This window comes from Mycobacterium colombiense, assembly GCF_003284975.1.
Classification (GTDB): Bacteria; Actinomycetota; Actinomycetes; order Mycobacteriales; family Mycobacteriaceae; genus Mycobacterium; species Mycobacterium europaeum_A.
In genome coordinates this window covers 1-10,710 of sequence record NZ_QMEU01000131.1, presented here as the reverse complement: position 1 = coordinate 10,710, position 10,710 = coordinate 1, and the positions used below count along the sequence as shown (strand labels likewise).

The following is a 10,710-nucleotide window of genomic DNA, read 5'->3' as shown; positions in this document are numbered from 1 at the left end:
CGCCGTCCGGGCGCAACGGCCAGCAGGCCAGCAACTATCAGCACTGACGGCGGGCCCCGGGTGGCCGCAAGGCCGGTGCTGCCGCCGTCATTAGGATGTCGCTCATGCCTCGCCCCGTAGCCCTGATCACCGGGCCTACGTCCGGAATCGGCGCCGGGTTCGCGCGACGCTATGCCAGCGACGGCTACGACCTGGTCCTGGTCGCCCGCGATGTCGACCGCCTGACCAGATTGTCCGAGGAACTGCAGCAGCACTCCGGCTCCGTCGAGATCCTGCCCGCCGACCTGGCCGATACGGCCGGCCGTCAGCGGGTGTGTGACCGGCTCGCGGCCGGGGGAGTGCGCGTCCTGGTCAACAACGCCGGCTTCGGGACCTCCGGCGACTTCTGGTCCGCAGACCCCGCGCTGCTGCAGTCCCAGCTCGACGTCAACGTCACCGCGGTCATGCACCTGACCCGCGCCGCCCTGCCCGCCATGCTGGAGGCCGGCGCGGGCACCGTCGTCAACATCGCCAGCATCGCCGGGCTGGTGCCCGGGCGCGGGTCGACGTATTCGGCGTCCAAGGCGTGGGTGATCTCGTTCAGCGAGGGCCTGTCCGTGGGCCTGCAGGGCACCGGGGTTTCCGTGCACGCCGTGTGCCCGGGCTACGTGCATACCGAATTTCACGACCGCGCCGGGATCGACATGGCCAAGTCGCCGTCGTTCATGTGGCTCGAGGTCGACGATGTGGTCAGCCAGAGCCTGGCCGATATCGCCCGCGGCAAGGTGATCAGCATTCCGGGCCTGCAGTACAAGGCGATCATCGCCGCCGAGCGCCTGCTGCCGCGGACCCTGCTGCGGGCCGTCACCAAACGAATCGGGAGTGGCCGTGGCCGGACCTGACCTCGAAGAGCTGGCCGAGCTGGTGCGACGCCTGTCGGTGGTGCACGGGCGGGTCACGCTGTCCTCCGGCAAGGAGGCCGACTACTACGTCGACCTGCGCCGGGCCACCCTGCACCACCGCGCCTCGGCATTGATCGGCACGCTGATGCGCGACCTGACCAGCGACTGGGACTACGCCGTCGTCGGCGGCCTGACGCTGGGCGCCGACCCGGTGGCCACCGCCGTCATGCACGCGCCGGGTCGGCCGATCGACGCCTTCGTCGTGCGCAAGTCCGCGAAAACCCATGGGCTGCAACGCCTTATCGAAGGTTCCGAGGTTTCCGGCAAGCGGGTACTGGTCGTCGAGGACACCAGCACCACCGGCAACTCTGCGCTGACCGCGGTGCGCGCCGTGCAGGAGGCGGGCGGGGACGTGGTGGGGGTGGCCACCGTGGTGGACCGCGCCACCGGCGCCGCCGAGGCCATCGAGGCCGAGGGGTTGCCCTACCGAAGCGTGCTCGGCCTCGCCGATTTGGGGCTGAGCTAGTTGCCGGCTGATCTTCCTAGCCCGAGTTCGCTGAATCATGCGTAGCGCCCTTGCGATGCTCGCATGCGTGGTGGCCTGCCTGACCGGCTGCTCGTCCTCCAGCCAGCCGGTGCGTCCGTACGGGGCTCAGGGCGCGCGGCTCGGCGAATCGCTGGCCCTGCTGGGCTGGAACATGTCGGTGTCGAATCTGCGCTGGGACGGCGACTACGTGTTGGTCGACGTCGACGCCAGCCCGGCCTCGGCCAAGGACCCGCACGCCAAAGCCGAGGACATCCGCTTCGGGCTCTACGGCGCGCTGGCCCACCCCACGGAGACGGCCGGCCTGGGCAGCTGTGACAAATCCTTCCAAGCGAAGACCACCAATGTGCGCGACGTCCCCGCGCCGCTCTCGGCGCCCCGCGACCGGCTCACCGGCACGGTTTGCCTTGGGCCGCTGAAGGATCGAAGCCAGGTGCGCGGCGTCTACGGCTACTCGCCGCGCGACCGGATCCCCGACAGCTCGTCGGCCTACCCGGTGGCCTTCCCGGTGGGGCTGCTGCCCACCAACCCCAACGACAGCGGCGGGCTCGCGGTCAAGACCGCCAGCCTGTCGGCATGGCGCGCCGACGGCAAGCCCGTGACCAAGATGCAGCTGGGCGATCCGGGAGCGTTCACCGGCAACGGCTACATGCTGTTGGGGCTGGAGGCCACCGCCGTCGCGGTCCGCTACCGCGACGAGTCCGTCAAGCGCGGCGGGCCGATGATGCTGCTGGCCTCGCCGACCCTGCCCGCCCCGGGTCTGAACCCGGCCTGCTCGACCTACGGGTCGTCGGTGCTGATCCTGCCCGACGCGTCGTTGGATGCGGTGCACGTCAACGCGTCGCTGTGCACCCAGGGCGAGATCAACGACGCGCTGCTATACGCGACGCTGGCCATCGACGGCACGCACGCCGGGGTGTGGACGCAGCGATGAGCGGACCCGGGCCCACCGAATGGTCCGCGACCCCGCCCGCCGGCGTCGGCCCGTGGCGGGGCGAGCTCCCCGACGACCCGCGCTATGACCCAATCCTGTTGCGCGAGGGCGACACTCGCAACGTCGTAGACGCCTACCGGTACTGGACGCGCGAGGCGATCATCGCCGACATCGACCGGCGCCGGCATCCCCTGCACGTGGCGATCGAGAACTTCGGCCACGACGCCAACATCGGTTCGGTGGTGCGCACCGCCAACGCCTTCGCGGTGCACACCGTGCACATCGTGGGGCGGCGGCGGTGGAATCGCCGGGGCGCCATGGTCACCGATCGCTATCAGCGGCTGTGCCATCACGACAGCACCGCCGAGCTGCTCGACTTCGCGGCCGACGCCGGCCTGACGGTGGTGGCCGTCGACAACGTGCCGGGCGCGACGCGACTGGAGGAGGCCGCGCTGCCACGCGAGTGCCTGCTGGTGTTCGGTCAGGAGGGCCCCGGCATCACCGACGACACCCGCACGGGCGCAACGCTGACGGTGTCGATCGCGCAGTTCGGCTCGACGCGCAGCATCAACGCCGGCGTCGCCGCGGGCATCGCCATGCACGCGTGGGTCAAGCAGCACGCCGATCTGTCCCAGGCCTGGTAGCCCGACGCCGTACGCGCACATTCAACCGTGTGCGGCAGGATCGACAGGTATGGATCAGCTCTGGGTCAACCGCGCGGCCAGCAGCGAAGCCGCTGTCACGCAACGACACCTGAAACGCCTCTGGGGACTGCCCGCCACGCAGCTGGGGGTGGTGGCCTGGCCGGCGACGCGGCGCGACCGCTGGTTCGGCACCTGGCACTACTGGTGGCAGGCGCATCTGCTCGATTGCCTGGTCGACGCCGAGGCGCGGGATCCGCAGCCCCACCGCCACACCGAGATCAACCGCCAGGTCCGCTCGCACCGGCTGCGCAACAACTTCTCCTGGATCAACGCCTACTACGACGACATGGCCTGGCTGGCGCTGGCGCTCGAACGTGCCGCCCGGATCGCCGGCGTGCAGCGCCGCCGCGCCTTGCCCAAGCTCGCCGCGCAGTTCGTCAAGGCCTGGGCGCCCGAGGACGGCGGCGGGATCCCGTGGCGTAAGTCCGACCGATTCTTCAACGCCCCGGCCAACGGCCCGGCCGGGATTTTCCTCGCGCGCTATGGCGACCACCTGAAACGCGCTGAGCAGATGGGGAATTGGATCGACCAGACGTTGATCGACCCGGAGACCCACCTGGTGTTCGACGGCATCAAGGCCGGGTCGCTGGTGCGCGCGCAGTACACCTACTGCCAGGGTGTGGTGCTCGGGCTGGAGACCGAGCTGGCCGCCCGCACCGCGCTCGAGGTCAGGCAGCGCCACTCCGCGCGGGTGCACCGCCTGGTCGCGGCGGTGGACGAACACATGGCGCCGGCGGGCGTGCTGGCCGGGGCCGGCGGCGGGGATGGCGGCCTGTTCGCGGGGGTGACCGCCCGCTACCTGGCGCTGGTGGCCACCACGTTGCCGGGGGAGTCGGCCGACGACGCGCTGGCGCGCGACACCGCCCGGCGGATCGTGCTGGCCAGCGCGAAGGCGGCCTGGGACAACAGGCAGACGGTGGACGGGCTGCCGGTGTTCGGCCCGTTCTGGGACCGCGACGCCCAGCTGCCGACGGCGGGCGGCAAAGAGGCGGAATTCGTCGAGGGCGCGGTGATGGCCTCGGAGGTCGCCGAGCGGGACCTGTCGGTGCAGCTATCGGGGTGGATGCTCATGGAGGCCGCCTGTAACGTCTCCGCCGAGTCGAAGAACGGGAGCACCCTGTGAGCAATAAGGTTCACCACGACGCAGAGTCGGCTCTGCTCGGCCTGCTGAAGGACGGCATCACCATCGCCGCGGGCGGATTCGGTCTGTGTGGCATTCCGGAGAAGCTGATCCAGGCCCTGGTCGACAGCGGCATCAAAGACCTCACCATCGTCGGAAACAACGCCGGCGTAGACGATTTCGGCATGGGACTGCTGCTCAAGGGACGCCAGGTGCGCAAGGTGATCGCGTCCTACGTCGGCGAGAACAAGGAGTTCGAGCGCCAGGTGCTGGCCGGTGAGCTGGACCTGGTGCTGACGCCGCAGGGCACGCTGGCCGAGAAGCTGCGCGCCGGCGGCGCGGGCATCCCCGGCTTCTACACCCGCACGGCCTTCGGCACCAACCTCGCCGAAGGCAAGGACACCAGGGTCTTCGACGGCACCGAATACGTTCTGGAAGAAGGCATCCGGGCCGACGTCGCGATCGTCAAGGCGTGGAAGGGCGACACCGCCGGTAACCTCGTGTACCGCAAGACGGCGCGCAACTTCAACCCGATGATCGCCACCTGCGGCGCGATCACGGTGGCCGAGGTTGAGGAGCTGGTCGAGGTCGGCGAGCTGGATCCCGACCTGATCCACACCCCCGGCATCTACGTCGACCGCATCATCGCGGGCACCGGCTACGAGAAGCGCATCGAGTTCCGCACCACCAGCGGCGGCGCCGCGCTGAAAAGCGACAGCCCCCTTCGCGAGCGGATGGCCCAGCGCGCCGCCCAGGAACTGCGCGACGGCTTCTACGTGAACTTGGGCATCGGCATCCCGACGTTGGTGGCCAACTTCATTCCCGACGGCATCAAGGTCACCCTGCAATCGGAGAACGGCCTGCTCGGCATCGGGGCCTACCCGAGCGAGGACACCGTCGACCCCGATCTGATCAACGCGGGCAAGCAGACCATCACCAGCCTGCCCGGGTCGAGCTTCTTCTCGAGCGCCGATTCCTTCGCGATGATCCGCGGCGGCCACATCGACCTGTCCATCCTGGGTGCGCTCGAGGTCGCCGAAAACGGCGACCTGGCCAACTGGATGGTGCCCGGCAAGATGGTCAAAGGTCCAGGCGGCGCAATGGATTTGGTGTCGGGGGTCAAGCGCGTGATAGTGCTGATGGATCACACCGCCAAAGACGGCAGCCCGAAGATCCTCAGCCAGTGCACGCTGCCGCTCACCGGCAAGAATGTGGTCGACATGATCATCACCAACCTGTGCGTCTTCGACGTCGAACCGGGACAGGGGCTGGTGCTCACCGAATTGCAGCCCGGCGTCACGGTCGAGGACGTCCGCGCCAAGACGGGCTGCGACTTCAAAGTCGCGCTTTGATCCCGCGCCGGCGGTGGCCGGCTATTCGGCCGCCGGCAGCCGCTCGGGTTCGCGGTCCTCGGCGCTGTGCGCGTGGCGGCGTCCCCGATAGCTGCGCCAGGCGGCGATGAACGCCGGCATCAGCGAGACGAGCAGGATGGCCAGCAGGATCTTCTGCAGGTTGTGGTGCACGAACGGCACGTTGCCCAGAAAGTAGCCGGCCACCGTCACGCCGCCGCCCCAGAGGATGCCGCCGACGATGTCGAAGCCCAAAAACACCGGGTAGCGCATGTAGGACACCCCGGCGACCACCGGTGTGAACGTCCGGATGAACGGCGCGAACCGGGCCAGGATGATCGCCCAGGGGCCGTACTTCTCGAAGAACGCGTGCGACTCGGTCACATGGTGCTTCTTGAAGAACCGCGAGTCTTCCTTCTTGAACAGCGCCGGGCCGATGCGCCGGCCAATGAAATACCCGGTCTGATCGCCCAGGATCGCCACGGCGGCGACGGCGGGGGCCAGCACCCAGATGCTGGCCGGCGGATTGGGGTGCGCGGCCAGCAGGCCGCCGGTGAACAGCAGCGACTCGCCCGGCAGCAGCGGAAACAGCAGCCCGGTCTCGATGAAGACGATGATCAGGATGCCCGGCAGCACCGCCGACCCGAAGACGCCGTTGGCGCCCAACCAGTACATGGGGTCGAAGATGTCGGGCAGGGCCGTCACGGCGGTGCTCATGATCCCTCAACATACCGGCGAAACGACCCTGGCCCGGACAAAGCCCGGACTAACCCGCGCCGCGCTTCGCCGGGTAGCTGTCGACCACGCATCCGTGGTTGGGTTAGGACCAGCCGTCAGGAGGTGTCTGATGCCCATCGCCACGCCCGAGGTCTACGCCGAGATGCTGGGACGCGCCAAGCAGAACGCGTACGCCTTCCCGGCCATCAACTGCACCTCGTCGGAAACGGTCAACGCCGCGCTCAAGGGCTTCGCCGACGCCGGCAGCGACGGGATCATCCAATTCTCGACCGGCGGTGCGGAATTCGCCTCGGGGCTGGGTGTCAAGGACATGGTGGCCGGCGCGGTGGCGCTGGCCGAGTTCACCCGCCGCATTGCCGACAGATACCCGGTCAACGTTGCGCTGCACACCGACCATTGTCCCAAGGACAAGCTGGATACCTATGTCCGCCCGCTGCTGGCCATCTCGGCCGAACGGGTCGCGGCGGGCAAAGACCCGCTGTTCGGGTCGCACATGTGGGACGGCTCGGCGGTGCCGATCGACGAGAACCTGGTGATTGCGCGCGACCTGCTCAAGGACGCGGCGGCCGCCAAGATCGTCCTCGAGATCGAGATCGGCGTGGTGGGTGGTGAAGAGGACGGCGTCGCCCACGAGATCAACGACAAGCTCTACACCACGCCCGACGACTTCGAGAAGACCATCGACGCGCTGGGCCACGGCGAGCACGGCAAGTACCTGCTCGCCGCCACCTTCGGCAACGTCCACGGGGTCTACAAGCCCGGCAATGTCAAACTGCGCCCCGACATCCTGGCGCAAGGCCAGAAGGTGGCCGCCGCCAGGCTGGGACTGCCCGCCGAGGCCAAGCCGTTCGACTTCGTCTTCCACGGCGGGTCCGGGTCGCTGACGTCGGAGATCGAGGAGGCGCTGCGCTACGGCGTGGTGAAGATGAACGTCGACACCGACACCCAGTACGCGTTCACCCGCCCGATCGCCGGTCACATGTTCGCCAACTACGACGGCGTGCTCAAGGTCGACGGCGAGGTCGGCGTCAAGAAGGTCTACGACCCCCGCAGCTACCTCAAGAAGGCCGAGGCGTCGATGTCCGAGCGGGTGGTGCAGGCCTGCACCGACCTGCATTGCGCCGGACAGTCATTGGGCGCCTAGCGGGCTCGCTGGCGCGCGACACTTAAACCACGCACACGACACGCCGATGCGGGTCGCCGTGGTTTAAGTCTCGCGGAGGACGCGGCACCGGCGGCCGAAGCTAGCCGCTGGCGGACTGGCAGACCTTCCACTGGTCGTCGCGGTACTGCAGATCCAGGCTGCGGGTCGAGCGCAGCTGCGGGTCATAGGCCATGAACGTGGTGACGTTCGCCTCGGCGTGCTGGCCGTTGACCACCACTTGGTCGATGCTGGCAATCACCGGATACTGCTTGGCCGCCGACACCCGCCGGTAGGTCTCGTCCCACGCGTGCTCGTCGTAGTCGGCGTAGCCGTCGCGGGTGGTGCCGCAGGTGATGGTGCGCAGCGTGGTCAGGTCACCGCGCTGGATCGCGACGTCGAAATTCTGGATGGTATGGCGAACCTGGTCTTCCTGCGAGGCGCCGGCGTGCTTGCCGCGGGTCAGCAGCACCGTGCCCAGGATCGCGATCGCCGCCAGCGCCAGCACGATGACCACCAACGCCAGTATCCAGCCCCAGTTGAACTGCCGCGACGTGCGTAGCTTCCCTCCGAACCGCGGCGGAATCGATTGCGGGACAGCGGCTTTAGGCGGGGCGCCGAATTGCGCGGTGGCGTCGGACCCCGGCGGCGTCGCGAACACCTCGGTGGCGGGTTCGGCGGTGGTGTTGATGATCGCGGTCTCTTTGGCGTCGAAGCCGGGCGCGGTGAAGCGCCGTTCGCGCTGCGGTGCATCCGGGATTTCTTCGGGGCCGCTCTGCGGGTCGGGCCTGTTGATCACCACGGTCTCGGTCTCGGAGTCGGTGGGGACCATCGGGACGCTCTCGGTGGCGTCTTCTCCGGTGTCGAAGCCGGACTCGGCCCCCCATTCGTCGCTCGGTTCGGCGCGCGAATCGCGTGGGTCGAACCCGGGCCGTTTCGGTGCGCCGCCGCGGTCGGGTTCGGATGGGTTGGGCATGAGTACTACTGTCCTCCCGCTTCGTGGGGTAGTTGCAGAGCTTAGCGACCGAGTACCCGGCTCGCGGCGCTGGCCGAGGTGCGTCACGCGGGCAAAACGCGCGAGCTGCAGAATAGAGCCATGACGCCGATGGGAGATCTTCTAGGGCCCGACCCGATCCTGCTGCCCGGAGATGCCGATGCCGAGGCGGAACTGCTCGCCGGTGAAAAGCCCGGCATCGTCGCCGCCGCGCATCCGACCGCGTCGGTGGCCTGGGCGGCACTGGCCGAGCAGGCGCTGGCCGACGACCAGGCCATCACCGCCTACGCATACGCCCGCACCGGCTACCATCGCGGCCTGGACCAGCTGCGCAGAAACGGCTGGAAAGGCTTCGGCCCGGTGCCCTATTCGCACGAACCCAACCGCGGCTTCCTGCGGTGTGTGGCGGCCCTGGCGCGCGCCGCCGACACCATCGGCGAAACCGACGAATACTCGCGCTGCCTGGACCTGCTCGACGATTGCGACCCCGAGGCGCGCCCGGCGCTGGGGTTTTGACGCCCTCAAAGGCGCGCTAAAAGCTGTCCGAACAATCGCTGTCGTCGGGGCAGTCGATCTGCACGGTGGCGTGCTCGAGCCCGCGAGCCGACAGCACCGTCCGCGCGTCGTGCAGAATTCGGGCCGAGTCGCCGGCGCTGATCAGGTGTGCGGTGCACATGTCCTTGCCGGGGGAGAGCGTCCACACGTGCAGATCGTGCACGTCGATCACGCCGTCAACGGCCTCGAGCGCGGCGCGCAGTTCCTCGACGTCGATGTGGGTAGGCGACGATTCGGAGAGGATCCGCAGCGCGTCGCGGGCCAGCGAGACGGCGCGGGGCAGCACCCACAGCGCGACCAGCACGGCCACCACCACGTCGGCGTAGGGCCAGTGCGTCGTCACCGTCACCACACCGGCGATCAGCACGCCCAGGCTGCCCACGGTGTCGGCGACCACCTCCATGTAGGCGCCCTTGACCGCCAGGCTGCCCGACGAGTGCGAACGCAACAGCAGCGCGACCACGAGGTTGGCGGCCAGCCCCGCCAGCGCGACCACGATCATCGGCACGCCGGGCACGGTCGGAGCTTCGCTGAGCCGCCGGATGGCCTCGTAAAGGATGAACACCGCCACGCCGATCAGCAGCGCAGCGTTGGCGACGGCGGTGAACACCTCGGCGCGATGCCAGCCGTAGGTGCGGGCGGGCGACGAGCTGCCGCGGCGGGCCAGCGTGACCGCGGCCAGCCCCATGAACACGGCGACGACGTCGGTCAGCATGTGGCCGGCGTCGGCCAGCAGCGCGATCGAGTTGATCAGCAACGAGGTGGCCAGTTCCACCACGAAGAACGCCGCCAGAATCGCTGCGGCCGCGACCATGCGCGGGATCACCCGAGCGTCGTCCGTCTCGGCCGGGGTGTGGTTGTGGCCTGCGCCCATGGCGCGAAATATATGCGCAACAGCGCATATATGGCAAGGGTCAGAACCAGCGGCTCCAGAATCGGGTCAGTGCGTTGCCCCAGCCCACCAGCACGTCCGGCACGCCGGACAGGTCGAACAGCGACAGCACCAGCCCGAAGAACCACTGGTTGAGCACCGGGGCCAACAGTAGGAACAGCAGGATGACGAAGCCCCACTGCTTGGCCGGCGCCAGCGCCCGCTGGGTGTCGCGGCTCAGGTGCGGCTCCAGGGCGTCGTATCCGTCCAGGCCCGGGATGGGCAGCAGGTTGAGCAGCACGGCGGTGAGCTGAAGGAACGCGAGGAAGGCCACGCCGGACCACAGCACGACGTGCTTTGGGTCGAAGAACAACCGGGTCACCACCAGCAGCAGCACCGCGAGCGCGAGGTTGGCCACCGGGCCGGCAAGGCTGACCAGGGTGCGCCGGGCCGGCGTCATGAACCAGGTGCGCACGTAGACCGCCGCGCCGGGCAGGCCGATCCCGCCCAGCACGATGATGACCATGGGCAGCGCCAGCGACAGCCCGGGGTGAGCGTAGCGGCGCGGGTCCAGGGTCAGGTAGCCGCGCACGGAGTCATCGTGGTCGCCGAACCGCCAGGCGGTCACCGCGTGCCCGAACTCGTGCAGGCACAGCGACACCAGCCAGCCGGCGATGACGAAGACGAAGACCCCGGCGTAGGCCAGCGGCCGCGCGCTGGCCCCGGCCGACCAGGCCAGCGCGCCGCCGCCGGCCGTCAGCCCGAGCAGGCCCAAAAAGATCGGGCTGGGCCGTACCGATTCGTGTTGGGAGGCAGGGAAGCTCACCGATCGAAACTAGCGGACCAGCAGCCAGCCTTCGATGTGGCGGTAGAACGCCG

Annotated in this window: 12 protein-coding genes; 8 read left to right on the top strand and 4 right to left on the bottom strand. The window is 68.9% G+C overall.

Annotated features, from left to right (window positions below):
• Positions 1 to 104 precede the first annotated feature (104 nt).
• The 6 genes from DQP58_RS23880 to DQP58_RS27435 are packed head-to-tail and all read left to right on the top strand — an operon-like array spanning position 105 to position 5,535.
• Positions 105 to 881, top strand: coding sequence for an SDR family NAD(P)-dependent oxidoreductase (locus DQP58_RS23880; protein ID WP_112710617.1), 777 nt, complete (start codon positions 105 to 107; stop codon positions 879 to 881).
• Positions 868 to 1,407: an orotate phosphoribosyltransferase gene (pyrE, locus tag DQP58_RS23875; protein WP_066872534.1), complete on the top strand. Its 540-nt coding sequence runs from the start codon at positions 868 to 870 to the stop codon at positions 1,405 to 1,407. Before DQP58_RS23880 ends, pyrE begins: the two co-directional genes overlap by 14 nt.
• 37 nt (positions 1,408 to 1,444) lie before the next feature.
• Positions 1,445 to 2,359, top strand: coding sequence for a hypothetical protein (locus tag DQP58_RS23870; protein ID WP_112710615.1), 915 nt, complete (start codon positions 1,445 to 1,447; stop codon positions 2,357 to 2,359).
• Positions 2,356 to 3,003 (top strand): TrmH family RNA methyltransferase, encoded by a 648-nt coding sequence (locus tag DQP58_RS23865; RefSeq protein ID WP_112710614.1) that lies wholly within the window; start codon positions 2,356 to 2,358, stop codon positions 3,001 to 3,003. The genes DQP58_RS23870 and DQP58_RS23865 overlap by 4 nt, the downstream gene beginning before the upstream one ends.
• Positions 3,004 to 3,052: 49 nt before the next feature.
• On the top strand, positions 3,053 to 4,186 hold the full coding sequence (locus tag DQP58_RS23860) for a glycoside hydrolase family 76 protein (RefSeq protein WP_112710613.1): 1,134 nt from the start codon (positions 3,053 to 3,055) through the stop codon (positions 4,184 to 4,186).
• Complete coding sequence (locus tag DQP58_RS27435; RefSeq protein ID WP_112710612.1) at positions 4,183 to 5,535, top strand: 3-oxoacid CoA-transferase; 1,353 nt, start codon at positions 4,183 to 4,185, stop codon at positions 5,533 to 5,535. The genes DQP58_RS23860 and DQP58_RS27435 overlap by 4 nt, the downstream gene beginning before the upstream one ends.
• Before the next feature lie 21 nt (positions 5,536 to 5,556).
• On the opposite strand, the gene DQP58_RS23850 is transcribed toward DQP58_RS27435, so the two are convergent.
• Positions 5,557 to 6,249 (bottom strand): DedA family protein, encoded by a 693-nt coding sequence (locus tag DQP58_RS23850; protein ID WP_112710611.1) that lies wholly within the window; start codon positions 6,247 to 6,249, stop codon positions 5,557 to 5,559.
• A 130-nt stretch (positions 6,250 to 6,379) separates the two neighbouring features.
• Between DQP58_RS23850 and fbaA the strand changes: the two genes are divergently transcribed.
• Positions 6,380 to 7,414, top strand: coding sequence for a class II fructose-bisphosphate aldolase (gene fbaA / locus DQP58_RS23845; RefSeq protein ID WP_112710610.1), 1,035 nt, complete (start codon positions 6,380 to 6,382; stop codon positions 7,412 to 7,414).
• A gap of 100 nt (positions 7,415 to 7,514) precedes the next feature.
• Here the strand turns inward: fbaA and DQP58_RS23840 are convergent, their stop codons facing one another.
• Positions 7,515 to 8,387, bottom strand: coding sequence for a hypothetical protein (locus DQP58_RS23840; RefSeq protein WP_112710609.1), 873 nt, complete (start codon positions 8,385 to 8,387; stop codon positions 7,515 to 7,517).
• Between the two features lie 120 nt (positions 8,388 to 8,507).
• Between DQP58_RS23840 and DQP58_RS23835 the strand changes: the two genes are divergently transcribed.
• Positions 8,508 to 8,921 carry a DUF3151 domain-containing protein gene (locus DQP58_RS23835; RefSeq protein ID WP_112710616.1) on the top strand — a complete coding sequence of 138 codons (414 nt, stop codon included), beginning with the start codon at positions 8,508 to 8,510 and terminating at the stop codon, positions 8,919 to 8,921.
• A 16-nt stretch (positions 8,922 to 8,937) separates the two neighbouring features.
• Here the strand turns inward: DQP58_RS23835 and DQP58_RS23830 are convergent, their stop codons facing one another.
• Both DQP58_RS23830 and DQP58_RS23825 read right to left on the bottom strand, forming a co-directional pair.
• A complete protein-coding gene (locus tag DQP58_RS23830) occupies positions 8,938 to 9,834 on the bottom strand; it encodes a cation diffusion facilitator family transporter (RefSeq protein WP_112710608.1) in 897 nt (298 codons plus the stop codon).
• A gap of 40 nt (positions 9,835 to 9,874) precedes the next feature.
• Complete coding sequence (locus DQP58_RS23825; RefSeq protein ID WP_112710607.1) at positions 9,875 to 10,657, bottom strand: site-2 protease family protein; 783 nt, start codon at positions 10,655 to 10,657, stop codon at positions 9,875 to 9,877.
• Positions 10,658 to 10,710 lie beyond the last annotated feature (53 nt).